The following is a 26,947-nucleotide window of genomic DNA, read 5'->3' on the forward strand; positions in this document are numbered from 1 at the left end:
GCAAAAGGAAATTAAAATGAGGACTTATAAAACAAAAAACAGAAGTAACCAAGAAGCTACTTCTGTCTAAAAAATTGTACTTTTATTATTATTAATCCTGTATCGTTATTTTAGGACTAGTCAATAGTGGACAGAAGATGGGATTAGAAACCCATCTAAGAAACCCTTATAGTCACTGGGCTTCATATATTTTGGCTCGAAATGCAATGAATTTACCACAATTTGAACCTGCTTAACTAATTGATTTAAAAGAACGATATAAGTCAACATCAATACAGTATATTTACTGAATATGGTTAATAGAGAGAAACCTTAATTAAGTCTATACTCGCGAAACATATAATTTTAATATTGGATCTATCGCTTTAGAAACGTAGAACCTTATATGAATAATTTCAACGAAGATTTTGCATCTCTTGTATTAGAAAAATTAATGTTTAAAAACCCTCTTTTCCTTGTTATAAATAACTAAAACCGAATCTTTAAATATCTTTTGCACTACTAAATCATTTTTGGCTTCCCCCTTATGCAATTTGAATAATTGCCCGTCAATTTTTAATAAAGCCAATTCCCCGTTGGTGCCTGATTTTATAAAACCGAAGTACTTTACATCAGGCCATTCTGTATTAGGTTTTACTTTTGCGGGCTTAGGGCCTTTAATCTGGTGCGTATGTACCCTACCTTCGGCTTCACGGCTCACCGTTATATGCCCTAAAAAAGGGTCCCTGCCCAAAAGTACCATTGTAAAGGTATCTCTTTTGGCAATAATATCTTTCAATGGGATATTACCCGACTTCATGTATGATATATTTTCTTCATCATGAAAATAATTGTTTATATAGCGGTACCCCAGAGTTCCCCACAACCCGAGTACTGCAACTATTAATACTATATTTATCTTTTTCTTCATTGGCTTATTGGACATTAATTTTAAATGAAGAACTGTAATTGCTATTGTTGCCTGCCTGGTCTGTTGCCCTTACTCTCCAATAATAATTTCCTATCGTCTCAAAAGTATATGTATAGGAAGGTATCGATATTGACGAAGTATTAATGATATTACCAAACCCCTGATCGGTCGCAATTTGAATCGAATAGGTAATCGATGAACTTACCGTCCCTGTATCCTGTACGTCCGACCATTCAAAGTCGATAGCATCTCCGTCCTGTACCGTAGCGTTGTTTGCCGGCATATTGTTTTGGGGTTGGTTTGGCGCTGCCCTGTCAAGGTAGAACACCCGTGTTGCAAAAGGAGTTTCAGTTGAATTTTCAGTATTAATTGCTTTTACTTTCCACATATATTGGCCATCCTGGGTAATTATACTGTTATTTAAGGTTAATGAAGTCCCGGTAATTTCATTTTGTTCATGCACCAGGATATTGCCCTGAGACACGTTTATCAGTTGAAAATCATAATTCGTGGCAGCATTTACCGTCAGCCATGAAAAAGTAAGGGATGTATTTTGGGTATATACTCCTGATGAAGGTGTAGAAAGCTGTACCTGCTGGCCGGAAAGGTCTGATGTTTCAATGAGAGTAAATGACATAGGGAATGTATATGCCGTTTCATAAGCAAAATTTTCTCCCCTTACTCGCCATTGATAATTTCCCGCAGTTAGTGCGTAAGTGAAATTGTTTCCGCTTACAAGCGAATCCAACACCACGCTCTGGCTGGTAGAATATACCTGTATCCTGTATTTGTCTGCGCCGTTTAGCTCGCTCCACTGGAAGTTCACAACATTACTTTCTATCTGCTGATTATTTTGCGGGTAAATCGCAGTTACCATATCATCGGTAATGTCTTCTTCCATAATATCTTCGCAACTGTAGGCCGTCAATACAATAATAGCAGCCAGGAATTTACTTATTCTTTTCATAATTCTGGAATATCATTTTTAAATGTAAGGTATTAGTGTTGTTATCTTTTTTTGCAATATAGAAATCCAGATTGATAAGCCTGGAAAAATCTACTTTTTTTTCAGCGTCATAACTGAGCTTCATTAGCTCGTTTATCCCTCCGGTAACATCAATTACGTTTGTATATATCTTATAATTGTCATTCGAATAGCCGTGTATTGATTCGAGCATATATACAGAAACACCTTTATAAGCCGAAATGAATGCTACAAGATCCTGCTGAACCGCTTCTTTATTTTGTCCCTCTTTCCCTATGACATTATCAATAGCGGCAATTTCCTTATTTAGCACTTTGAGGTTATTTTTGCCTTCCTTCGTTTTTGATTGTTTTTCGGTAAGTTCCTTATTCTCATTTACCAAACCTATCAAGGAGCCAAACGATCTCTTGTAGGCTGCAAATGACAACATACAAAAAATAATGAGCAATGCCCTGAATTTGGTTTTATATGAATATTTCTCAAACATTATAAGAGTATCTTTACTTCAAACTGCTGAATATTTTTTTTGTCTTTTTTAATGGATACAATTTCAAATTTTTTGATCCATTTCATATTTTTAAGGCCTGAAAACCATTCATTAAAATCCGGTTCAGTTGCTGTGGTTCCCTTTAGGATTATTGTATTAGGGATTACCTCTACTTTCTCTTTTTCCTTTATTTCTTTAGAAAGCGGAAAAACATTTAATTCTTTGAGCTGTATTGTGGACGGGACAGATCTTAAAAGCTCATAAATATAAAAGCTTAAAAATTTCTCCGATAGCTGCCCAGTCTGGTTTAATATCGCCAGTTTTTCTTTCTTCGACTCCTCCAGTTTTACAATGTATTCATACGTTTGCTTAGTAAATACATTTTCCTCATTCAAATTTATATTTTTAGCCGAATAATATTGTATAAGCATATAGCTCGTAAGCAGCGATGCCAGAAAAAAGATAAGCATTCCGGTACCAAAGTAATTAAAGCTCTTCTTATAGAGTATTTCTTCAGCATTTATCCTGTCGGGAGTAACCTTGCTAATTTGTCCCGGCTTTAGGAAAAAATGCACAGCGGCCCCATAAAGCGGTAGGTGGTATTGTGAGATCTTTTTATCACCAAAAGTATAATCGTGTTTTACAGCATCGGTCTGTCTTACTATATCATAGAGTTCCGGGCCATCATGCTGAAGTACAGAATTATTAGCATAAACCGTATTCTCACCTATAGATGGTAATAAAAGCCCTGCAACAAGCGGCCCCAGGTAACAGTCAATAACCTGTATTCCTTTACTACCAAAGCTTTCTACAATTTCATCAACATGTTGCTTTCGCGAAAAACTTAAAAATACTGCTGAAGGTGTGGCATAGTCAAGGTGATACATTAATCCAAAGTCAATATTTTTCCTCCAATTGAGATCAGTCTCATTGTTAAGATCAATCTTTTTGCTTAATACTCCTTTGCCATCAATTAACAGAAGAGCGGGTAATTTTTTATCAATGTGTTGCTGCATTTCGTCAAAATCTTCATAAACAGACGACGAAATTATATTAAGTAAGCTACCTTTTTTCTTTATGACAAGAGTATAATACGTGCTTTTTTCGTCACTGTTATATACTCCTACTATAAGTAAAGTATTAAATTTTATTATTTTGGATAAAACACTCAGCATTAATAAATTATAGTAGGTTTTATAAAAATGTGGAGCTTGGAATTACTTTTGGACCTTCTTCTCCCGCTAAAAAGCCATTTGATAACAGGTATTCTTGCAAGCAATGGTACTCCCGACCCTGAATCTTCTTTCTGCAATTCGTCAAGTCCGCCAAGAAGGACCATCTCATTATTCTTTACCCGTACTAACGATTGGAATTGCTGTGTTGCTTTTCCCGGCGGCGCGGTCTCCCCTACCCGACCTAAAAAAGAACTTTTTTCCACCACAACACTAAGCGTAACATTTTCATCTGTTGATACATATGGTTTGATAGACACACTAAGGTTGGCTTCAGTAGATTTCCAGGTACCTGATTGCAGGACATTATTAGTCAGGGTATTAGACAGAAGTTGGTTATTCTGCTCAAAATAATAGCTTGTTTCCCCAATTGCCAATTTGGCCTCATGACCACTTATAGTAGCAATTTTGGGAGTGGATTCAATCTTTATTATAGAATTGTCTTCCAGGAATTTCATATTCAGGTAAAAAGCTTCCGTAACTTTTCCGAGTTTAAGGATACCAAGACCATTGAAGGCGTCAATCAGGCTATTTACGGAAGTTGCATTAAGGTTAACATCTCCTTTAGGAAATAGCAGGCCACCAGTAGCTGTAGTTCTGTTCTTATCAAGGCCCGCAGTGAGGCCCGTTTGTATGTCATACGATTTTTTGTATTGAACGATCATAACATCAATCTGGACCAGAGGCACAACTTTATCTATTTGCTTGATATATAATTTAAGTTCATCGATAGTAGTTTTTGAACCTGAAACAATGAGTGCATTGAGCTCAACGAATTCTTTGATCTCTACCCTTTCAAAAAATATTTTTGGCAGTGAAAGCAGAACTGATTCTATAGACCTGTTTTCAAGCTGAATAAGCTCTGTGATCCTTAATCCTTCGGTAGATTGCTCTCCTATAAGATAAAAAGAATCTTCTTTTTTAAAGGTATATTTCTTTCCTCTGAAAATATGCTCCAACAGATCGTCGAAAGTTATATTGTCTGCCAATAAAGTAGTTTTCTCATTCTCAGGTTTATTATATAAAAAATAAGTTATATTAAGTTTTTCGGCAGCATCTATTATAATTTCAGCAGCATCAGCGGCATTTGCTTTAATTGTTAAAAAACCGGCTGGATTAACTTTAATTTCAAAATAACCCGGTGTACCAAAATCTGATTTCTGGCTTTTGGTTTTAGCAGAGGACTTTTCCACCGTTGCTGCAGGTTGTAGGTTCTTTTCAAAATAATAAAATCCGTTCTCATCTTGTGTAACGATGAGGTCATTAGACTTTGCCATCATATCAATAACCTGATCAAAGGGCCTGTTGAGAATATAGGAAGTTACTATATTCTTTTTCAAGTCGGGAGAAAGTATTATACTCTTACCTGATTTATCAATGATCGCCTGTGCTACTGATATCAATGAGTCATTTTGCAGCTTTACAGAAAGAAAATCATTTTGCGGATTGTAGTTGACATCAATTACTTTAGATACCTTTTTGGGCATTACAGGCACTTCTTTTCGCTTTTTAAATATAATAATGTTACTCATAAAGCTTACCTCGAGTCCATACTTTTCTGTAAGGAATAAAAAGACATCCTTAACAGTTACATCATAAAAATTGTTAGACACTACCTGGTTCAGGTCGGTATCAACACTTACATTCAACTGATGTTCTCCGGCAATTGAAGTTATGAAATCGTGTAATGTTAGTCCTGAAATATCAATTTTAATTACTCCATTGATTCCCGGCTTTTGTTTCGACAGTTCATCAAGCTTAGCGCTCAATAATGTCAAATCCTGTTGTGCAAAAGAAAGTGTAGTACAAAATAAGGCAATTAAGGCGAGTAAATATTTTTGCATCAAATTAAATGTTTATGAGTATGGAATAAATTTCCTCCAGGGATGTTTCTCCTTCGGCCAGTATATCGAAGGCTTTATCCGGAAGACTCTTGTGGTTTTTGCCTTTATAGAGCTTATCTATTGAATTGTCTTTTATAGCCAATGCGATATTATGATCAATTTTTATTACTTCATATATAGCCCTTCGCCCTTTATAACCGGTATGATAACACTGGTTGCAGCCACTCGCTTTATAAATCTTTGTAACCTCATATGGCAACTCGTATCCTGCCGGAAAGTCACGGACATTACAATCAACTTCTTCTTTGCAGTCTGGACACAGTTTTCTCAATAAGCGCTGTGCAACAGATAGGTTCAAAGTTTCTGCAATAAGGTACGATGGAACTCCCATGTCAATAAGCCTTGAAATAGTACCAAGTGCAGAATTGGTGTGTATGGTGGAAAGTACCAGGTGCCCGGTAAGCGATGCTCTTATTGCCATAAGCGCTGTTTCGGAATCCCTAATTTCCCCAAGCATTATTATATCTGGGTCCTGACGGAGAAATGACTTTAATGCCGAAGCAAAAGTAAGCCCTATATCTTCTTTTAACTGTACCTGGTTTATACCTTTTAAAGTATATTCTATAGGGTCCTCAACGGTTACTATATTCCTCTTGCTGTCGTTTAGGAGGCTTAGCGTGGCATACAACGTCGTAGTTTTACCTGAGCCTGTAGGGCCGCTTATAAGTAATATTCCATTTGGTTTTTTTACAGCTTCAAGATATCGCTGTAACTCTTCATCTTCAAGACCCAATGCATTCAGGCTGATATTAGATGCATCCTGCCCCAATAGCCTCATTACTATTTTTTCGCCGAATAAAGTAGGCAGTATGGAAACCCGTATGTCAAATTTATCATTAGTTATCCTGCCATCCTGGGGAAGCCTTTTCTCTGTTATATTTAGCTTGGAGCGTATCTTTATCTTATTTACAATTTCAAGGTAATTTTCACGGTTTATTTTATACCGCTCAATAAGATGCCCATCTATTCTGAAGCGAACGCGGGCAGAATCTTCGTAGACTTCAAAATGGATGTCACTGCTCTTAAGAGATATTGCTTCCTGTACAAGACTATCCAGAAAGTCGCCCTTGTCAATACTTAACTGGCCGGAATTGGATACCCTCTCCTGCCTGTAATGTATTGCAAGTGCTTTTTCAATTTCATTGCCCGAGAACGGCATGAACAGCATCTCGTGCCCCAGCAGTAATCTTAGCTCATCCTGTATATCAACAGTATTGTTTTTCTCATCTATGTATACTGACAATATACCCGAATCCAGTTTTTTTGGTAATACCCTGTAGTGGTTTGCCATGTTCCCTGAAATAAGATGACGTTCTTCCTGGCGGACAACAATTTCCATTATAATTTTATTAAAGTTATTGATGGAAAATTGAACAACAGGTCTTTTGCCATAATAATAACCAGCAACAATGAAGCATATCCTGCAAGCGGAATGTTACTTTTTTGTTTGTTGAAAATAAAATACAGTACTATGGAAAACACCAATGATAATACAAAAAACAATATATAGTTGCGTAACAATAGTAAAGGTGTTACCGCTACATAAAACAGCAGGTCGCCCAGCCCAAAATAATTTTTGAAAGGATTTAAAAATTTGCGGTTTTTAATCGTCATATATATTACCATCAAAAATAAGGTCATGCACAGGAAAATAAAATTAAAAAGTAACAATGCCAGGAGTTCTCTCTGACCTACAGCATGGTATATAGCATATAGTGATGTAAGAAAAAGGACTGCAGGCAAAAGAATGTGTATTTGCCTGAATTTTATATCCTGGTAAAATATGATCAGAAGGCTTGTCAGTATGGTTATAATTATCACGATTATTCTTTAACTACTTCCGTTAGCAATTTTTTATGGTCTATCTCCCACGTGTTAAAATTCCCGTCACCGTCAAGATCAGTTACTGATGTAGCACGGGCAAGAAAAGAGTCATTTGATGATTCTATTATCTCTATTTTGTATACTGCCTGGCCGCCTTCGTCAACAGTCGGCTCTTGTTCAAAGCCAATTTCTTCAAGGTTATTCGAATACTTTGAAAACCTGTAAAAATTGCTTTTCTGCAATCCATATACCTGATTTAGCATAGCCTGTGCTTCAATGGCTTTGGCCTGACCAATTACAGAAGTCTGGTTGGGAAGCACCATTAGTAACAGTATACCAATAATACACAACACTATCAGAATCTCTGTTAGAGAATAGGCCTTTACATATCCTTTTTTAATTTGCCGTAAATATCTTTTTTTGATAATTTTCATAAAATAATTTATAAGTAAATTCCTGTAATGGAAATGTTATAATTTCAAATATATAGAAACATATTTGATTGTACTAATTTGTTAATATCTTACTCAGGTCAAACATTGGTGCATACATAGATATCATAATCACTCCTACAACCAGACCAATAACTATTATGATCATTGGTTCAAGTACTACACCGATCATTTTTGTCTGGTGGCTGATATCTTCGTTGTATTGTTCGCTTAACCTTTCGAACATAGTATCCAGCTGATTAACCTGCTCAGCCACTTCGATCATCGATACCATTTTATTTTCATAAACACTATGCTTACCTAAGCTTTCACTCAACGATGCTCCTCTCGTTATATCCTCTTTTATTTTTTGAATAGAAAGTTCAATAGGAAAAAAACCGATCATTTTTGAAGTTAATGACAAAGATGACAGTAAAGTGGTTTTAGAAGTAATGAGAAGGTTCATTGACTGGCAAAACCTTGATATATATATCTTGCGGATAAGATCGCCAAAATAAGGTACTTTGAGCACTATGGCTGATGTAATTTTCCTGTAAGTATCTCTTTTCCTTAAATAATAGTGACAAGCGATCATGCCAATAACTACCAAACCAAAAACGGTGAAAATAAATCCAGAATTAGTTGATATTTTGATAATGTATTGTGTGCTTTTAGGAAGTTCGCTGCCAAATTGCCTGAATACCGAACTGAACATTGGCACCACTTTATTGAGCATGAAATAAAGTACCAAAAAAGTCACTACCAATACGATACAGGGATATGTAAGCACAGATATGACCTGCCGGCGCATCTGTATCTTTCTGTTGAAATACTTTTGTAACTCGCCCAGTACTTCTTCCAGTTTCCTTGTCTCTTCCCCTATTTGTACACTGTAATATTCATAGGGTGAAAACTGTCCCGATGTCATCATCGCCTCATAAATGCTTTTGCCCGATGTAACCTTATCTTTTATCTGAAGGATGAGATCTCTTTCAATCTTATTTTTTGTCTGGTTGCTTAATATCTCCAGTGATCTTTTAAAGTCGACCCCCGACTTTAGGAGCATACCAAGTTCGCGGTAGAAAATTTCCTTTTTTTTATCAGAGAATTTTTTACCAAATTGAACTGTCCCACTTTTAGTAAAGCTTTTTGACTTTTCATTTTTAATAGTATATGTACCTAAGTCAATGCTCATCCTTACGCTGGTTTAAAAGTTCATCCGGGTATATTTTCTTGTAAAAGTTCAGCGGAATTTCTCTCTTGTCACTTACAATAACCCATCTAAGCCTTTGATAATATTCGCCGCCCGATTTACCCGGTAACATTTCGCTATGTATCCTTTTTGTTGCTATATAGAAAGTATCTGTAAAGCCATTCCTGTCCATTACGAACCTGTCTTTTGATATATAATATTTTATGTCCTCCCCATAAGGCACGGTGAAGTACAATTCCCCTTCATTGACCAAATCCATTTTTTCACTTTCAAAAATTGCTTTATTAAGGCTGTAACACATTCTGTTCAGGTCAGTCACACTACCATTTTGTTTTTTAAAATCCAATAGCCTTTCGGAGGTTATAGAAAAAATAATAAATATGATACAGAGTATAATAGCCGTAACAGCCATAGCCACCACAGCTTCGATGATAGTAAATGCGCTGATATAGTTATTCCCCCTGCTTTGCATTGATATAGAAGCTTTTTTCAGGATACGCTGTTATACTGTCTCTATACTTCACCGTAACTTTTTTTATCTTACTTGTCATTTCATCTTCAAATTCCCATTGACCGTTTGTATAGTTTTCCATCAAGGAATCCTGTTGTATCTGCAAAAGGAAAAAAGCTTCGTTCACTTTATTCCGCTCACTGTAAAAACGTAATGATGTCTTTGGCGAAAATACCGCTGCATACACCATGATTGCGATATAAAGGCAAATGGATATTATGCTCAGCGCAATGACCGACTCCAAAAGCGAATTAGCTTTTACCCTACATAGCTTTTTTGATAGCAGCATAATTGGTTTTGTTTTTAAAGAGGGGTACCGATACAAAAAACTTCGGCCTTTTTAATGCATTTATCTCTACATCAGCAATGCAGTTATCATATTCGCCAGAAAATGTCTTGTACATAAACTTACCCGCATAAACCGCTCCGTATACATCACTTTTCAACATAACATCGCCGGTACAGTAAATATCACCGGTAATATTTCCTGCCTGACCTATTTGAATCAGGTCATTTTCTCTTTTTAGTGTTTCCCCGCTATAGAGCACTATAGCACCGGATATTGCTAACTGCTCCCCTGCAATTATACTTGTTTTTTGCTTTGAAGTATTATAAATACAAAGCGCCGAAGGATAAGTAAGGATGACTTTATTTCCAACCTCTATTTTTTCTGTGGCAAAAACCTGCACTGACCCCTTAAAATCATTACTGATGAATACCTTAGGGGCCATAAGAATTATATCCTGCAAACTTGCCGAAGCAGCAACCACAATTGAATCGTTTGATGTAATTATTATGTTGCCCTTAATTTTAATGTCCGAAAGTAATGTACCGCTCATTACAACCTGCACTGTAGGCTGTAAAAATGAGTTATAATAAACCGATTCCTTTTGCGGGAGGTCATTAATTTTAGTGATAATTCCCTTCGACCCCATAAAAGCTTTGAAAAAATTATCTGACAGCTCCGGTAATTTTTGTTCAGGATTGATCAGTTTCCCTGAAACTTCGAGTTTATTGGGTTTATTGTTGATATAAGCAACTTTAATGTAGTCTGATGGCAAATACCTGTCACCAATAAGCTTAACGGTTCCCGAATAAGAAAGTGGCCTTGATTGTGCAGGAGTATAGATACAGGTTTTGGAGGGTATTTCGCCGCCAATGATATGTGTGGAAACTACCGTATCATTTCCAACTAAAGATGTAGCCTTTAGTATTGAAAGCAGCCCGTAAGGCTTTGCTTCGTAAAAGGATTCGATACCGTTTTCTTCAAGTATCTCTGATGTTTGGTTATCATCCTTTTGCATATTCGCCAAGGCATAGTTTACAAACGACTGGTTTTGAATATACAGGTCTTCGTGGTTGTTATAATAAACATTAAGCTGGCCGTACAGATTGGCAATATAAAGTAATGCCGCACACAATATTGATATTATGAGGCAAACATATATAGCATAAAGCAGGCTGTTAGCTCTTACCATCAGTGGTTGTCTTTTTCTTTTTTGAAAATATCCTTTTAAAGAACCCGGGCTTTTCGTCTGCTTTAGCGGGAGTTTCTTTTTTTTCTGCCACCGGTTTCTTTGCCGATTTATTCTTTGCCGGCCTTTCAGCAGCTTCTTCTTTGCCTTCTTTCTTTTTCCTGCTGAACAGCCTTTTAAAGAAGTTCCCCTCCTTCTTTTGCTGTAGCGTGTCTTTTACAGGCTTAACTTTCGGCACAACCACTTTACCGTCTTTGTATTTAAGAGTATCCTTACTGATATAGTTTATCCACCTGCCATGTTTCCGGTGGTTTTTAAACTTTCCTTCCTCTACCATAAAGCCTGTTTCGTCATAACCATAATAACTGCCATCCATCTGGCCGTCGCTCCAATAGGTTTTCGAATGGAGCACTCCATTTGGGAACCATGTTTTCCAGTAGCCTTCTTTCAGGCCATTTTTAAATTTTCCCGATTCTGCCAGCTGGTTGCTAAGGTAAAACTTTAAAAAGTCGCTGTGCAGCAATTCGCCTCCAATGCCATTTTCTGAACTGTGGATCGCCCCGCCCCTGAACCAAAAGTAATACCTGTCCGGTTCTGCAAACACTTCCTTATCTGTAGTATAAAACTCATAGCGGAATTGCTGGTCGGATATCCTTTTCTTTAACGATGTATCGCTAAATGAAAATAATATGGCAACAGCAAAAAACAGAAAAAACTTACGCATTGAAATTATATATTAGTAGGGCAATATAACATTTTTTTAATAGGGTTTAAAATTAATTTTAGGTTTAAAATATGTAAATTATTGCTATAATATGTACATTTAGCTCATAGAATTTTTTCACTACGTTCTTACAGATACTGAATAAAAGAAAAGAAAGATTACTATCCTTTTGGGATGCTCGTGCCCGAGAGGAATGATAAGGATACGGCAGATAATTACAGGTATGGGTTTAACGGTAAAGAGAAGGATGATGAGTGGAAAGGAAATGGAATGCAGTATGATTACGGGTTCAGGATTTATGACCCGAGAATTGGGAGGTTTTTGTCTACTGACCCATTGTCCAAATCTTATCCATGGTACACTCCATACCAATTCTCAGGTAATAGTCCGATTGCTAATATGGATTTAGATGGTCTTGAAGAATATTATTATTTAGCAAGTTGGAATAAGAAAAGTGGAAAGATTGAATTTAAGCTTCAAAATACCGTATCTAAAAAATCATTTTTAGGATATGAATGGACTCCTGCAGAAGAACATATAGTTACTTTTATCAGTGCAGATGGAGATGAGGATATATATTCTTTTACTGAGAATGGCCATTTAACTAGAATTGATGGGAGAGGTGAGCGTGTAAATAAAATTTCTAGCTTCAAAGAATACAAAAAGGCAAGCGCAAATAAAAAATTTGAGAGTGAAGATAAGGCAGTAAGAGATTTTGAAGGCGATTACGACAGAAATGGCTTTTTTAGTGAAGGAGCATTAACCCTTAATTTTTGGGGAAATGTAGCAAGAGATTATACAGAGCAAACAGTAATGAATGGAACTGCTTTGCGTTATTCTCGCGGAAGCAATATCCCTTTATCAGCTACACCTGAGCAAGAAGGAAATAACAATAATAATAAAGGATTAGTTGCTACTTCTGGTAAAGCAGGGGGCGGGGCGAAATTGGAATATATAGCTCAACAAACAAGAGATAGGATTCAAGCGGTTGCAAATAAGTATGAATTAGAAATCACTGTAGTAGGCTCTAGAGCGAGTGGAAAAGCTGAAGAACATTCTGATTGGGATTATATTATAAAGGGAGGGAATTCTAAATCCAGAAGTTCAGCATTATATCAACTACCAAAAAATTCAAAAGCAGCAAAGGATGGAGATATGAGACCAGGTTCTGAGCAATTAACAGGGGTAGAAGTTGATAATAGTAAACCACATATTACATTCACTCCAAATAAATAAATTAAATATGAAACTAAGAGTATTTGATATAAATAGAAAGTCTAAAATAAAATGTGAATTATCTATTGATGAGGAATTTAAAATTATTTATTGCAAATTTAGTGGTATATATGAAATTGGCAGTAAAGGAAATATGGATGGGTTATTTATTTTTTCAAAAATTTGTTCGGTATATTTTCTTTTTGATACAATAGCAGTTATAATATTGGATCTGAAAGAACTTAACTATAGTTTTGGAAATACATTATTAAAATCACTAAACTTTTTTGAAGAAATTGGTAGAGATAAAGAAGAAAAAGAAAAAGAAATTATTATAATTGTTTCTGAACAAAATCAAATGAGCATTGGTGAGGTGATGAAAATGCTAACTAAAAATAGAGTAAAAGTCCATCATGATTACTCTGAGGCCATAAATGAAGCTATTATTTTCGCTGAAAATGATATCATGGATTAGTTGTTATGTCAACACTATAAAAATTGGTTTGTACATCTGATGTTTTTGAAATAATGATTACAAAAAATGATTTAAAAGATGAGTGGTACTACGCATCAATTTTGTTTATACAAAGTAACTTTCCAATTTACTGTGCACCTTGTCAATTTCTTTATCCATATAGGCCTGGGCATAATGTACATAGCGGTTAAAGGAGCCACTTGCTGCGCTATGCCCGCTTATTTTGCGTACCAGGTGTTCGGGCATACCTAAAATAAGCAGGGTGGTAATGGCGGTGCGGCGCATCATGTGGGAGCTCATTTTGTCGCAAAAGCGTTCCTGGGCAGCAGCTTTTAAAATCTTTTTTGCCTTGCCTTGTTTTTCGCGGGAAACTTCTATCGGGTTGGTATACCCGGCCTGTTCGCCCATTTGCTTTAAACTCTTATTGAAGTTGAACAAGCTTATTTTTCGGAATACACCTGTTTTACAGCTTACAGATCTATATCTCTTATAAATATCCACAGCATAGCCGGGTAGCTTTACACTGGTATAGGTTTTTGTCTTTTGCGATTTTAATTTCAGGTACCAGTCATCGCCGGTTTGCTCGAAATTCTTATTAGTTAGTAAAAAAATATCTGAGAAGCGCAGCCCGGTTGTACACCCAAAGACAAATATATCCTTAATACGTTTGAGGGAAGGAATAAGGCTTTCCTCAAATTCTTTGTCGTGTATCAGGAATTTCAGCTGTTCCGGCGAAAGCACAAAAATGCTTATCTCTTCCTTCCTTACATAAAACAGCCTTTGGAAATCGCCGGTATTAAAGTCTTTATCATTTTTCAGGTAATTGAAAAACACCCGGATCGTCTTTATATTGTTGCCCACGTAATTGTCGAAACATCCCTTCTTATAAAGAAAATCGGTAAACTTCTGGTAAAATTTTTTCCAGTAATTCTTCTCAGACTGTAGTTCCCGTTTGTTCAGCTTTGAAGCATCACACAGCTGCAGTTCAAACTTGCATTCAGTAGAGAACTGTACCAAATTCTGCAGCACATAATAATAGTTCTGTATTGACTGTGGCTGTATACGTTCACCGTTTTTCTTAAGCCTTTTACCCGTTTCGGTATCTTTTATAAATTGCCTGAATAACGGAACTAAGGGTAAAGGTTTTTTCATAAGGTGTTTCTTTCAAATATAGAGAAAACAACCTGATTAATCCGCTTTCAATAATGTTTTGCAATAGCCGTCTTTTAGGCTTATTTCTTCATTTAGTCCTGTCCCTATCCCGCCATAGCAGGGTGTCCGTTCTATCTGCAACGGAAGGACGATGGCAGGATGCCGCTACCATCAGGGCTAAGGGTGATGTATGTACATAAAAATATGAGCGATACTGCTCATATTTTAAATTTGTTTTTGTGATTTTTTATCTTAGAACATTGCAACATATGCTAAAATCAAATCTCTAACTTTAAGTACCAATCTTAATTTTAACATTTATTTCTGCATAATGGCTCTTTAAAAATTTATAAACTTAATCAAACTGTATGTTAACAATTATATTGACCGGACATGTTTTATTCTTGCCAAATGTTATTACTGATACCCAAATTTTTAAGATTTAAATATCCATTTTGTTTAGAAGAGTCATTGATAAAATCTTTATATTTCATTACATTATCTAAATTAAATTGGAACAAGGCTCTTTTTTTGCTATAAATATCTATTTTGCAGTGTCCAAAAGGAAAATATATATACGAATCAAATGAATACTTAAAACTATTACCCACTTTATCCAAATTCCAAGACTTAGAAATTTTAAATACCTCTTCATTTTTATATATAAATTCATTATTAATAATAGGAGTGATTTTAATATCGAAGGCAATAATATCTTCAAAAGAAAATTTTCCAAAACCATTAATAGATGCTACATCCATATCTTCCTCAAAATTTTTGTTCAGTGTATTCAAAATATTTTCTGCCTTAATTAAATCGCCCCATTTATAATTTTTATCTATTGAAACTCCCCAAACGATAAAATCAATATTAGTCGGTAGCATAGTTGGCACAGACAAAAATATCATTTTTCCATCGTATACGTCAATTGGTGATTCTATACTTGAGAAATCAACACTTGTAATATCTAATTGTAGTAACATAAATTATAAATCTTTCTTTTGTAAAATAATTTCATATATATCTCCTTGTATGGGTTTTCCGTCAGTGGTTTTCATTCCAGCTTTTATACTCTTTGATACTTTCTGTAAATTTTGTAATATATTAAAATTTCCGAGTCCGTTAGCCGTTCCATTAACAATTTGATTAAAATATTTATTACTTAGACTTCCTCTGATAATAATTGTACCTTTTTCTTTTAAAAGCTTGGACGCATCTACAAGATAGTCGCTATATCCATAAGGGTTGTTAGCAATTATATTATCGACACTTCCAAATAAATCGAGTTTTTTCATTATTTTACTAAAACTCGATATACTTCCTCTAAATCCTTGCGTAGCTTGAACATCAATGTTAAGAGCAAAATTATAACGACTTTTAGAACCTCCAAAGAAATCTAAGATTTTTTTCCCACTGCCTTTAAAAATTTTTGCTAATTCGTCTCCTTTAGCTTGGGGAAATAAGTCTTCCGGTCCTTCATAAAAGAAGCCTGTAGTCGTAGCAAAAATCTCCGTTAATAAAGCAGGATTTCTTACTATTGAAAGTGCAATACTAATAGCTCTTTGTTTTAGATACGGAAAAGAAACAATCGCAATTCCAAAAGCCAAACCATATTTTTGAGCTTTTATCCCACCCTTATAAGCATCATAAGCTTTTATTGCCTCTTCAACATTTCCCGTAGCTAATTCTGTATTAAATTTTTCTAACCTTGCGTCTGCAAGTCTTGCCGAATTGTGGACAAATGGCTCCAAACCTTCTAATTCAGATGCATCTATCACCCTATTTCCACTAAATGCATAAGGCGAGTAAAAAGGATATTTTCCTGTCAACGGATCCACGGCAAAAAACCTTCCTATCCTCGGGTCGTGCATCCTGTAGGTATAATTCAGGCTGTTGCCGGGCCCTTTTAGTTCATCATCCCTTTCCTGCCCCTGGAAACCAAACCTGTACTTATCCGAAGTATCCTGGTAATTCCTCTCGGGTACGAGCATCCCGAAAGGGTAATAATCATTGTACGCAACCACGTCCGGTACATAGCCTAACGCAAAGCTATCGGTTATTTCGTTAACTACGACATTGTCAACATAAAAGTTTACCGGTGTGGTAAGAGGGGACGGCACCGAAAGCTGGACCGATATCCTGTAATTATCACTCTGCCCTGTTCCCGGGGTATAGGTAAATGTTATCCTTGTTCCCGTAACCAAAACATTGCTTATCCCTACATTGCCCGTAACACGGCTAAACCTTACCCGCACGTCCTGGCTTACGCCGGCCTTGTCTACATCCAGCGTTATATTATAGGTTTTGTTTTGCGTTAAAGCCACATCATAATAAGCCCCTGAGTTGCTAATAGCGCTCGATATCTTCAGCCTGCCGTTATCATTTATCATACCAGAAGCCGCAGAGTGCTTTACCCAGCCTGCAAAACCTGAGTCAAAATTGGTTGTGTAGACAGCAGTTTCCTTAGAGCTGCCACCAATAAGCTTCCTGTCGGTTATTACGCTCAATACATTACCCAGATGGTTCGTTAGTTCATAACGCTTATCACCTACAAAACGATTTACCTGGATAGGGTCGGCTGTCTCAGCCAGCACGCCTGCACCCTGATCTAATCCCTCACAGGCGTCGCCTATACCGTCACCATCTAGGTCTTCCTGCAACGGGTTGGCAGTGTAGCGGCAGTTGTCGCAAGAATCGCCTACTTTATCTCCGTCACTGTCCTTTTGGTCAATATTGGCCACATCAGGACAGTTGTCACATTGTATATAGTCTTCCCCTTCGCCACATGTGGCATCGCCCAAGCCATCTCCATCACTGTCGGCCTGGTCTTCGTTAGGGCACTGGCAATTATCACACACATCCCCTACATTATCCTGATCAAGATCTTCCTGCAACGGGTTAAAGGTGAAAGGGCAATTATCGTCAGTATCTACAATACCATCCTGGTCGGTATCAAGGCCGGGATTACCACAGTATTTTGTGCCGTAGGCTATTGTATTAAGGGTCATTGTTACCAGCCCGTCTTCTGAATGTGGCGTGTAGTCAAACAGGAATAGTTTCCCCTTATCTTCAATTGTATAGGCAAATTCGCACATCTGGGCTTTCACACCGCCCAATTCTTCGGGCGGGAAAAAAGCATAGTAAGGCACTTCTCTTTTACCTATGCTATGGTAGGGCTCAGGTGGGTTTTGGTAAGAATTACCTGTCGTCTGCTCCTGTCCGTCTTTTACTTTTTGATCTACTGCATTAAAGCTTGCAGGGGTAAATATATTTCCGTTTATGGTCATGGTAGGCTGGTAGGCCCCATTTATCAGACTCATCTTCAAATCCATGTCCCATTCGCCTGCAGGTATGCCTGCTATATCCTGCTTTAATGTATAGGTGGTCTGATCAATATAATTCCTGAAGGAGTAACGCCTTCGATGCATAGACGGCTTGTAGTCATGGTAAATACGTTTGTACCGCTCCAGCACAATAACCGGCCGGTAATTGCCGTCACTGTCCATGGTAATCTTTACTTTTGCAAAGCTCCTTACCCAGTACTTTTTATCGGCGTTTCCTACCTTAAAATACATCGCTCCCTGAAGGTCGGCAAGGTTATAGGTCGAATTTTCAGTAAAGCTGCCGTCAGCAAGCTTAAATTTGGTCGTAATTGAAAATTTGTCGGTCACCGGCCCCGCCTCTGTGAAGAAGTTCAGCTTCTCCATATTGTCCGTCCATTTCGTACCCAAATTTTGTTGAAGGTCAAGCCCCGCCGTTACCGGTGGCATATATCTCATCGTGCTTGCCCGCATTGCCAAACGTCCCGAACCAGAATCGGCAGCATTCATTTCCTGCATCCCATGCTCCATACCTATCCTGCTACTACCATATATGGCATGCTCTATGAGGTAATAGGCCTTATCGCCACCCACAGGCTCGTGCAGCTCATAGGTACTCATCACGTTGCCTTGTGCATCCAGCTGATAGTAAGTCGTTGTTATTTTTGTAGCTTCAGCCACGCTCTTGGATATCCTGTTGCCAAGCCCGTCATACCCAAAGGTTATCACCGAGCCGTCGGTTTTGGTTACGCTCCGTACCTTTCCGTCCACCCGCCAGTCAATGGTAAGCCCCGCCCCGAAATCACGGGTAAGCTGCCCTATGGCATCATAACGGTATATGAAGGGTTTCTGGTCATCTATATCATCATTAGGTATGTTTGAAATGGGAGCGGTGTCGTCTACATGCGACAGCTTATTAGAGTTGATAATATACTTGTATGAAAAGTTATCCATTAATACATTAGTCATAACACGGTTTACCATACCCTGCAGGTTGCCGTTACGGTCATAGGTGTACGAGCTGCTGTATGACGCCCCGCTTGTAAGAGGAAAACCATAAGCATCATAATACCTTGCGCTGGAGGTCATGCCCTTTATACGGTTTAGCTGATCGTAGGTATAAAAATTATATTGTGTGTGCAGCAGGTTTTGGTTTTGATCAAGTAAAGAAGTCACCATTTCCTTTATATTTCCGTTATAAAGGTTTTTGTTACCCTCAACCCCTTGCCCTTTGGTGTAATATAAAGTTATATTATCCTTGTTGTCAATAGCATTGTGCCTTGAGGCATAATCACCGTTATAATAGTTGAGGGCAAAGGCAAAAGCATCTTTAGCCACGGTAAGACCATCTTTACCCGCATCACTATCAGGATCAATGCGCTCGCCGTTTACGGCTTTAAGCCATCCCTGTAGTGTATAGATATAATCGAGGCCCTGTACCTTCTTGTCTCCAATTTCTGTACGTGCCAGCGGCCCATGATCATAGTATAGGTAATTGGCTTCTTTTTCCCAAATCACATCATCCTTACTGGTATACACCTGTGTTATCCTGTTATCGGCATCGTAGTCATATTTATGTATAAACTGATCCGGCTTGCCGGGTTGGTATGTTACCCGGTTTACATTGCCGCTTATAAGATCATAATCATAAGATATCTTCTTAATACTTTGCCCAAGCGCCGCCAAATCATCGTTATTTATATGATACACCAGTTCTTTTACATTGCCATGCACATCATAATCATAAAAAATTCCGTTGGCATATTCGGCATCTGCTTCCCCTCCTGCTATGGTCGATGTAAGTTCATTATAATAAAGTACAGCCGTAACCCGGTTCCTTGTATTATTAATAGAATAAGAGGTAAACCAGTCGGTAGTGCTCGCTAATGGCTCGTCATATATGGTACGGGTTACTTCTTTTCGAGTGTTAGCGGCATCAAATCCATCCTGTTTTTCTCCTGCCAGCATAAGTCGCCCTTCGTCGCTTATTGTATATTTTGCTGTGCCTGTACTATTTGTCGGTTTTATTTCTCCAGCTTCATAAATTCTACCTAAACCGTCATATTTGGTATAGCTGAATTTATCACCATTTCCATAGGCCACAACATTAAGGTTGTATAATGATGAACCCGTTCTGCTTATACTAAAATCTGCTATAAGAGGGGCTCCAATATGCCCGGATGGTTCATTCACATCATGTATCACTGCCCCGTTTTTAGACCAGTATATCTTATTCCCTTTTCTTTCTATCCTATATATATCACCGGCAGCTATTTCTCCCACATTTGTGAAGCTGCTCCCCATTCCGCGACTTATATTTATAGGATCCCCTGATAGAGCGGGAGTAGCTATATTAAACATATAGTCCATAATAAGTGCTGAAGGATTGTTATTGTAAGAAAGACCGGCCCTTATACCACTTGCATTCGTAGTAACATTGAAAATAGTAAATTCAACAAAGCCATCGCCACTAATAATATGTGTTGTGGTGTTCGCATTCAATGCTGTTGTTCCCGAACCTGTCTTAGTAAGTGTACCATCTGCTATTGTCATGCCGGTATCCAATGTTAGGGAAGGCATGCCCTGAAAATCGGTTAACTGCCTTTCATTTTGCGATGCAATAATCCGGCCTAACTTATCGTATGCAAATTTGGTTATGCCACCGTCGGGTGTTTTTTGCCACACCAGCTGGTTGAGCGTATTATATTTGTATTGCGTTTTTAAGTTATGTACAGGCAATAATGCCAGATTTGTACTATCATTTGTCCTGGCTTCATCTATGTTGTCATCCGTTCCAGGCAATAACCTGTGTACACCTTCCGGGGGTACGGTCTGCATCAGGTTGCCGGCCTGGTCATAGTAATAAAGAGTATATTGATATTCCTTATCATCTGCGCTTTGTGTGAATGTTTCCCTGAGCCCTTCCATAGCCTGCTTTATATAACGCTGCCTGAATGCTTCCCTTTGGTTTGCCAGGTATTGCTCATTCAATTGCGATATATAAGTACCATTAATCACTTTTGCAAAAAGAGTACACGGATCTGTAATTTCAATTTCGTCAACTGATGCACTTAATGGCATATTTTGTGACGGGCAAATGTCATACTCGACTACATAGATATCATTTACATAATTAACCCATTGCAAGACTCCTCCTCCTGAAGTATATGCGAGAAAACTATCTATAGCATGCCGGGTTTGGGCATTTCCATAACCAAGGCCCGACTTTGCAAACTGCTGTATGGTTATGAAAAATTCATCGTCTATATCATCGATATCAAGTGCTTCCAAATAATGAATATAGTCTGCCGTAATATACTGCAGGTTCATATTGCAAAATTCTTCCGGTCCAAGATATGATGGCCGCTCGTATTCTTCAATAGTGTCAATTGCATCATTAAATGCGCCCCATGCTTCCCCACACGTTACTACATCAACAGGCTTGGGAATACATGGTATACAAGCCACCTCGGCAGTACCAAAACATTGAGTAAGATTCAGGCAATTTATAACTCCCTGGCCATGATTATTACTCAATCGATCTATAATAAAAGATTTGAAATCTTTATTAAATTTTATACCACTTATGGTCTCTACATCAGTTCCGTTATCAGCAGGCAGGTCAAAAACAAAACTACAATCTGAATTTTCGAAAAGCGTAAAACCCATTTGCCTGTGGTCGTCGCTACCTGCCATATAAAAATTATATATCCCAGGTGATCCGGTATCATCACTATCAAGGAACTCCAGCAGATCTGCAAGAGCATCAGGGCTGCTTCCGTCCTCCCATCCCTGGCTTTCTGCATTTTCATCATATCCTTCTATAAGCTCATTTAAAAGGTCTGTTATAACCAAAGCAGCATCAACTGCCTGCTCACAACTTGTATCAATGCATTTTCCACCACTACCGTTCAAAGCTACAATACCTGCAGGAACTACATTTCCATTATCATCTATATATTCATTATGGTATGCCAGCACTTCAAAACTTGCCTGGTCCGTATATTTAGTGGACGAAAAATGTGTTATACTTGCATATAATGCGCCATTGACGCTATTATCTATGGGAACGCTTATAATGCACCTACTGGTAGTTGTAACTATATAAAAATATACACCCCTGACACCATCGTCCACATATGAAAAATTTTTGAAAGAAATATCTTCAGAATCGAGGTAGGATTTTAATTCAGTAGTGTATGGCTCTGGAGTAATGGTATCATCTACATTAATGTTATCCTTGTTTAGCCATATATAGTTGAGTACTCCATGCAGCGCTCTTTCGGTCCCCTCTTCCCAACTTACTGTTTCAGTACATGTACAGTCAAAATCCAAAGGCACTGACATAGAAGAGTTTTTCCAGATACTGCCTCCTGTAACCGTGTGCAGGCTAAGGTCATTTGCTAAATAGGTTACTGTTATAGTATTATTTGGATGGATTGTAACTGCCGTAAACTTCAATACGCCTGTGGATGGCAAAGATGCATTACAATAAGCTACGGCTGTTCCTCCAACGGCAATAGTAAAACCTGAGGTAGTGCCATACCATATTGCATTAGATGAAGTATCGCCAAATATTTGAGGCATAATGCTGCCAACATAACCATAAGGATCCTGCTGGTTCAGCTGCCCTTCGTTTACATATCCTAAAGAAAGGGAAGAACTATATAAATTGCCTGAATCTTTAAGTTTATTAAAAAGCCTTACAAGCGCCTTTTCAAAGCGTGTGCGTTTTTCACATCCTCCTATTCCTGTGCCTGCAGCATCTTCTTCACTCAGCACCTGGCCTCCGGGAGTTATTGCAGGATCGCCTTCAAAACCGCAGCCTCCTACAGCAGCTTTGGAAACGCCTTCAATAATTATCTCTTCCGGTACTTCACAATCTGTCAGGAAGGGATGCCTGACGATTGATGCTATTATACGAAACCTGTAGTTTTGCGTAACGGCATCATAAGATCCCGGAATATAATAAAAGTTTCTGAAACCTGTTATTGAAAAGTCGCCATCTTCATATTCATCCCATGTAGGCAAAGAACTACAACCTGGGTTTCCTGGCAAAATATTGAGCGTTAAACGCTGCACACCGCCAATTTCAATATCAAGCTGTGATGGAGATATGATATCGGCAGCAATAACCGGAGTTGAAGCGGGTGGCCAGGACAAACCTGAAAGCGCCGTGAATAAATCGGGAGTAAGGAAAGGGAAATTATTTGCAGGAGTATTAATAAGTAATCCGTTAGTTTGGTACTGTGTATTAAGCATTCCTGTCAGGAAGTTTTCCATATCAAATGATAACGGGCACCTGCCGGTTTGCATATATATACCGCTGTCTGTATCACTTGTAATATCGTTAGCAGCATCGTTATCACCGTTATTAAATCCAAAATCAGTATTCAGGAATCTCTTTATCTTGTTTTCATATAAACTTGCGGTAAGTTCACCGCACGGCGAAGAAATAGTTCCATCAATTCCGTTGTTATAATTAAGCGCATTGTTTATAGTTGTATGTATAGCGCCATAATTACTAAAATTGGAAAAGACAGTAACGAAGGTGTCATTATTTTCAAGGTCGCCTATACATCCATTATATCTCCTTTTGCCTGCGGAATAGACATTAGCATAAACGTTTTTTATTTTATTTTTCAGACCGATATAATAGTTCCTAAAGGTTATCCAAACATGATCCCGCTGGCTTTCAGACAAGTTCGTATTCATGTATGTAACCGCTGCAGAAAAAGAAGAAAGATCTGGAAAACTGCTTGCAGGCATCATACCCCCAGGATTTACTGTCATGTAAATAGCAGCCTGAAGCATATTTGCATCATTACCATTTATTGTAAACCCATCATAATTACTTGTAAGGGCCTCATGCATAATAGCCCATCTCTGATCCCTTATAGTACTATCTTCAATAGGTCCGGCATCTCCTGAATATATAATATTGAAATACGGATCGTTATTGGTTACAGCTGTAGTATTTGTAACAAGCTGTTCAAGGTCATAATTATGCGGGTTATTCCCTGACTCTATATCTTCAAATGTTGTGATGGTTTCCAGAAACCTGTCAAAATTATCCGAACTCATCGCAAGGCTCCCACCGGTTGTTTCGCATAACGCTTTTTCGTAAACATAATAATAGTATTCAGGATGATACTTTAGTAAGGATCTTGACCATGAAGGCTTCCATGCATTTAAAAAATCTTCGACCTCCTTTAACTGTTCTGGCCTTACCCATAAATTGCCATCAGCTTCGAATGGTACTACACCTGCATCAATAGCCGGGTTATACGTATTAAGCCCTATCATTTCTACCCTTACTCTGGAGGGGGTGCCAAGATCGTCGGCATATGGCTTAAACTGATCAGGATGTTTCCAACTGAAGGCGGCATCAACTTCAGGTGGCCCGTCTTCATCATCATCATTATTCACAAGAAGATAGCCACCATAATAAAAAGCATTACTGCTATTAAAAATACTCAGCCTGTCAGGATCAGGAACCTGCTCTAATTCTTCGTCGGTCAGCATACTGAGGTTTGCCAATCCTTCTGTAGATCCATATTGACCACCAATATTCATATCTGCAAGAAGTTGATATTCACTTACTGAACATGTTGCTAAAGGTTGTTCGCAAAAAGCACGACACCCATTTAATGATTGCCTGAACTCATTTTTAAAGCGATTTTCATATAAATTGATTATTTCCTGTTCAATAAGCGGTTGTTGGTTATCATATTTAAGCACTTCCCCATCATAATAAAAAGACTCATTATTGAGTATTGCTTTTATATTTACTAAAACATAAGCATCTTCTGCTTTTTTTACCAAAGATTCCCTTAAAAGTATATTACCAAGCTGGTCTCCATTATTTTCGGTTTCCCCAATTAAAGCAGTAAACATCGTTGCATCCGTTTCATCCAGGAAATTATTGATAAAAAGTTGCTCACACTCTTTACATGTAATATTACAATTCGAAACCGTTCCGGGGCTAAATTGTATAGGGTCTATATAGCAGGGATTTAAAGGATTTCTTAACCTTTCAACATAATCATCTGCATAACGATCGAGGGCTTCTTTATTGATCCTTACATCTTTATTCAAAGTATAGGTACCAACTTCAAGATTACTGGCTTTTAAAGGATTACTTTCATTTTCTGTTCTTTTGACTGAAAGTTCAGTTACGCCTGTTGAAGTTAAACTAAAAGTACCGACCTGCCCCTTTCTGTCTCCTTCAATACCATCTATTTTTTCATAACCGCAATCGTCCAGAAGGCTAATGTACCAATCGAACACAAATGGGTAGTTGTACTCTGCAACGCAATTATCGTCATAAACATCTGTGGTGTGTGATAAGTTGTATTCAAAAGTAACAGGTGTTGCACCCTGTTTAGCTATACCTATCTGTTTTTCTACCCTAACACCGTCTAAAGCGCTGCCATTTTCACCTGACGAATATTTATCATTATTTATAGTAAGGTCAGTAATTAATTTCTGATGGAGACCTTCGTTCGCTTCATCCTCCAAAGCATCAAGGTTTGCCGGATGTGTTCCTGTAAGGGCAGTTGCTATAGTCCTTCCCTGGGGATCTACATAGCTTATACTTACCTGGCCATTAGGGTCTACAACCATATTTTTTTTATACCGGTTATTGTACCCAACGTTGTACCCAAAGAGCCTGTTTAATTCAATTCTGCCTGGCACAAAATAAAAATATTGCATTTCATGGTCTGAGCCCAGCTGGTGCGTTTCGCCTACTCCTCCTTTTCTTCTTATTCTGCCTGTGTTGTCCGGAGTATACTCTATTTGAGAAAATGGATATCCGGATGCATTTGGAACATAATCATGGAAATTATTTTTAATTGACGTTGATTCCGAATAAAATTTTGATGCCCCTGATGTTTTAGACATAACCGGGGAATGCGTAGGCTCACAGTCAGTAACACCTGAATTCTCCCAGTCAAAATCCCTGTTTGAAAACAACTCCAAAGAACTGTTTTTATTAAGTGCATCATAAAACCGTATTGCGGCTTCTTCCAAAGGTACCGGCAATACTTCAATCGCAGGTCTTCCCTGCGTATCATAAATAACTTCCCCTACAACAGTCTGGTTATTGGAATTAATTCTTGTAACTGTTTGGCGGTTCCTGAGTGTTCCGTCAAAATAGCTTACAACTTCTTTTTTCTTTCCTTCTTCAGCGTAAGAACTCTGATATTGCCAGTTTTTTCCACCATCTTCATGATCAATACCTATTTCCAAAACATCCGGCCAGTTGTACACGGTTGTTTTTTCTTCCAAGCCGCTAGTCCAGGGTCCATAATAATATTTGGATACGTCATCAAGAAAACGCCCCACAGGCCTTATCCTGTAGACCAGATAACCGCGTGAGAAAATCAGAGGTATCCTGTAAAATGTCTTTTTTGTTTGTATGCGTGTACAATTCAATCGAAACTCTGTTTCAGTTAGGCTTATATCATCCTTTTGCAGCTTGTTACCTGTGTGTGTGCCATAATTATCGAGCCATACCCATTCAAGTTCATATTCTTCCGCAGGAGCATCAGTAAAAACACTCCATGAAATCTCAAGTTCATCCTCACCGTTTGTAACGCCGGAAGATGTTATAGCTGTTTCTGCAACGCCTGCAAATGTTATTAGTTTTTTTTCTATAGGGGTTACAACAGTATTCTTTAGGTTATAGTATCGGTCGGTTATAAATTGTGATTCTACATATATGACAGAATTGACATCGTTAAATGAAGGATCTATTGTCCCTGTGGCATCTTTATACACAATACCTGTAACTTCTATATGTGCTTTGTGGCAACCTGGGAATTTGTAAACCGCAAAATCAGTTAGCCCGCCCAATGATGAAGCCTGCGTAATAAAATCGTGCTTTATCTCCAGGGTGATACTTTGTGTTGTGGGAGTATTATTTGCGTCGTAGCTGGTTACATTAAATGTGACCATACATGAATAAACCAATAACTTAGTAACAGTTGTATCCAAATTGTCCTTTAACCCTAAATTGATGTAAATTGCGGGATTTATTGAAGTAAATTTGGAAGTATTAGTAGTAAGCTGTGCAAACAAGGGAT

Annotated in this window: 17 protein-coding genes; 2 read left to right on the top strand and 15 right to left on the bottom strand. The window is 37.8% G+C overall.

Annotated elements, in window-relative coordinates; genetic code table 11:
- Positions 1-430: 430 nt before the first annotated feature.
- From AAEO56_RS11620 to AAEO56_RS11675, 12 genes are all read right to left on the bottom strand, one after another.
- Complete coding sequence (locus AAEO56_RS11620; protein ID WP_341697230.1) at positions 431-910, bottom strand: hypothetical protein; 480 nt, start codon at positions 908-910, stop codon at positions 431-433.
- 4 nt (positions 911-914) lie between these two features.
- Positions 915-1,877: a phage tail protein gene (locus tag AAEO56_RS11625; RefSeq protein ID WP_341697231.1), complete on the bottom strand. Its 963-nt coding sequence runs from the start codon at positions 1,875-1,877 to the stop codon at positions 915-917.
- Positions 1,861-2,325 carry a hypothetical protein gene (locus tag AAEO56_RS11630; RefSeq protein ID WP_341697232.1) on the bottom strand — a complete coding sequence of 155 codons (465 nt, stop codon included), beginning with the start codon at positions 2,323-2,325 and terminating at the stop codon, positions 1,861-1,863. Before AAEO56_RS11630 ends, AAEO56_RS11625 begins: the two co-directional genes overlap by 17 nt.
- 56 nt (positions 2,326-2,381) lie before the next feature.
- Entirely contained in the window at positions 2,382-3,557 is a 1,176-nt protein-coding gene (locus AAEO56_RS11635; protein ID WP_341697233.1) for a hypothetical protein, read from the bottom strand.
- A complete protein-coding gene (locus AAEO56_RS11640) occupies positions 3,557-5,458 on the bottom strand; it encodes a type II secretion system protein GspD (protein WP_341697234.1) in 1,902 nt (633 codons plus the stop codon). The genes AAEO56_RS11635 and AAEO56_RS11640 overlap by 1 nt, the downstream gene beginning before the upstream one ends.
- 4 nt (positions 5,459-5,462) lie before the next feature.
- On the bottom strand, positions 5,463-6,857 hold the full coding sequence (locus tag AAEO56_RS11645) for a GspE/PulE family protein (RefSeq protein WP_341697235.1): 1,395 nt from the start codon (positions 6,855-6,857) through the stop codon (positions 5,463-5,465).
- Between the two features lie 484 nt (positions 6,858-7,341).
- Positions 7,342-7,776: a type IV pilin protein gene (locus tag AAEO56_RS11650; RefSeq protein WP_341697236.1), complete on the bottom strand. Its 435-nt coding sequence runs from the start codon at positions 7,774-7,776 to the stop codon at positions 7,342-7,344.
- A 73-nt stretch (positions 7,777-7,849) separates the two neighbouring features.
- Complete coding sequence (locus AAEO56_RS11655) at positions 7,850-8,968, bottom strand: type II secretion system F family protein (RefSeq protein ID WP_341697237.1); 1,119 nt, start codon at positions 8,966-8,968, stop codon at positions 7,850-7,852.
- Positions 8,958-9,458 (bottom strand): hypothetical protein, encoded by a 501-nt coding sequence (locus tag AAEO56_RS11660; protein ID WP_341697238.1) that lies wholly within the window; start codon positions 9,456-9,458, stop codon positions 8,958-8,960. The genes AAEO56_RS11655 and AAEO56_RS11660 overlap by 11 nt, the downstream gene beginning before the upstream one ends.
- Positions 9,439-9,786 (bottom strand): hypothetical protein, encoded by a 348-nt coding sequence (locus tag AAEO56_RS11665; protein WP_341697239.1) that lies wholly within the window; start codon positions 9,784-9,786, stop codon positions 9,439-9,441. The genes AAEO56_RS11660 and AAEO56_RS11665 overlap by 20 nt, the downstream gene beginning before the upstream one ends.
- A complete protein-coding gene (locus AAEO56_RS11670) occupies positions 9,761-10,975 on the bottom strand; it encodes a hypothetical protein (RefSeq protein ID WP_341697240.1) in 1,215 nt (404 codons plus the stop codon). Before AAEO56_RS11670 ends, AAEO56_RS11665 begins: the two co-directional genes overlap by 26 nt.
- Entirely contained in the window at positions 10,962-11,696 is a 735-nt protein-coding gene (locus AAEO56_RS11675) for a toxin-antitoxin system YwqK family antitoxin (RefSeq protein ID WP_341697241.1), read from the bottom strand. Before AAEO56_RS11675 ends, AAEO56_RS11670 begins: the two co-directional genes overlap by 14 nt.
- A gap of 141 nt (positions 11,697-11,837) precedes the next feature.
- On the opposite strand from AAEO56_RS11675, the gene AAEO56_RS11680 reads away from it, so the two are divergent.
- Positions 11,838-12,932, top strand: coding sequence for an RHS repeat-associated core domain-containing protein (locus AAEO56_RS11680; protein WP_341697416.1), 1,095 nt, complete (start codon positions 11,838-11,840; stop codon positions 12,930-12,932).
- Between the two features lie 7 nt (positions 12,933-12,939).
- Positions 12,940-13,386: a hypothetical protein gene (locus tag AAEO56_RS11685; protein WP_341697242.1), complete on the top strand. Its 447-nt coding sequence runs from the start codon at positions 12,940-12,942 to the stop codon at positions 13,384-13,386.
- Between the two features lie 105 nt (positions 13,387-13,491).
- Here AAEO56_RS11685 and AAEO56_RS11690 read toward each other — a convergent pair whose 3' ends face one another.
- From AAEO56_RS11690 to AAEO56_RS11700, 3 genes are all read right to left on the bottom strand, one after another.
- The gene (locus AAEO56_RS11690; RefSeq protein ID WP_341697243.1) at positions 13,492-14,538 is read right to left on the bottom strand and encodes a tyrosine-type recombinase/integrase; all 1,047 of its coding nucleotides are present in this window, start codon (positions 14,536-14,538) and stop codon (positions 13,492-13,494) included.
- A gap of 398 nt (positions 14,539-14,936) precedes the next feature.
- Positions 14,937-15,521 (bottom strand): hypothetical protein, encoded by a 585-nt coding sequence (locus AAEO56_RS11695; protein ID WP_341697244.1) that lies wholly within the window; start codon positions 15,519-15,521, stop codon positions 14,937-14,939.
- 3 nt (positions 15,522-15,524) lie between these two features.
- Entirely contained in the window at positions 15,525-26,819 is an 11,295-nt protein-coding gene (locus AAEO56_RS11700; protein ID WP_341697245.1) for a DUF6443 domain-containing protein, read from the bottom strand.
- Between the last annotated feature and the right edge of the window lie 128 nt (positions 26,820-26,947).

It is taken from the genome of Flavobacterium arundinis (assembly GCF_038289855.1).
Lineage (GTDB): Bacteria > Bacteroidota > Bacteroidia > Flavobacteriales > Flavobacteriaceae > Flavobacterium > Flavobacterium arundinis.

Excerpts from the sequence above, each read along its gene's own strand:
- AAEO56_RS11620 (WP_341697230.1), bottom strand. The coding sequence starts at position 910 with ATGAAGAAAAAGATAAATATAGTATTAATAGTTGCAGTACTCGGGTTG.
- AAEO56_RS11625 (WP_341697231.1), bottom strand. The coding sequence starts at position 1,877 with ATGAAAAGAATAAGTAAATTCCTGGCTGCTATTATTGTATTGACGGCC.
- AAEO56_RS11630 (WP_341697232.1), bottom strand. The coding sequence starts at position 2,325 with ATGTTGTCATTTGCAGCCTACAAGAGATCGTTTGGCTCCTTGATAGGT.
- AAEO56_RS11635 (WP_341697233.1), bottom strand. The coding sequence starts at position 3,557 with ATGCTGAGTGTTTTATCCAAAATAATAAAATTTAATACTTTACTTATA.
- AAEO56_RS11640 (WP_341697234.1), bottom strand. The coding sequence starts at position 5,458 with ATGCAAAAATATTTACTCGCCTTAATTGCCTTATTTTGTACTACACTT.
- AAEO56_RS11645 (WP_341697235.1), bottom strand. The coding sequence starts at position 6,857 with ATGGAAATTGTTGTCCGCCAGGAAGAACGTCATCTTATTTCAGGGAAC.
- AAEO56_RS11650 (WP_341697236.1), bottom strand. The coding sequence starts at position 7,776 with ATGAAAATTATCAAAAAAAGATATTTACGGCAAATTAAAAAAGGATAT.
- AAEO56_RS11655 (WP_341697237.1), bottom strand. The coding sequence starts at position 8,968 with ATGAGCATTGACTTAGGTACATATACTATTAAAAATGAAAAGTCAAAA.
- AAEO56_RS11660 (WP_341697238.1), bottom strand. The coding sequence starts at position 9,458 with ATGCAAAGCAGGGGGAATAACTATATCAGCGCATTTACTATCATCGAA.
- AAEO56_RS11665 (WP_341697239.1), bottom strand. The coding sequence starts at position 9,786 with ATGCTGCTATCAAAAAAGCTATGTAGGGTAAAAGCTAATTCGCTTTTG.
- AAEO56_RS11670 (WP_341697240.1), bottom strand. The coding sequence starts at position 10,975 with ATGGTAAGAGCTAACAGCCTGCTTTATGCTATATATGTTTGCCTCATA.
- AAEO56_RS11675 (WP_341697241.1), bottom strand. The coding sequence starts at position 11,696 with ATGCGTAAGTTTTTTCTGTTTTTTGCTGTTGCCATATTATTTTCATTT.
- AAEO56_RS11685 (WP_341697242.1), top strand. The coding sequence starts at position 12,940 with ATGAAACTAAGAGTATTTGATATAAATAGAAAGTCTAAAATAAAATGT.
- AAEO56_RS11690 (WP_341697243.1), bottom strand. The coding sequence starts at position 14,538 with ATGAAAAAACCTTTACCCTTAGTTCCGTTATTCAGGCAATTTATAAAA.
- AAEO56_RS11695 (WP_341697244.1), bottom strand. The coding sequence starts at position 15,521 with ATGTTACTACAATTAGATATTACAAGTGTTGATTTCTCAAGTATAGAA.
- AAEO56_RS11700 (WP_341697245.1), bottom strand. The coding sequence starts at position 26,819 with ATGGTCACATTTAATGTAACCAGCTACGACGCAAATAATACTCCCACA.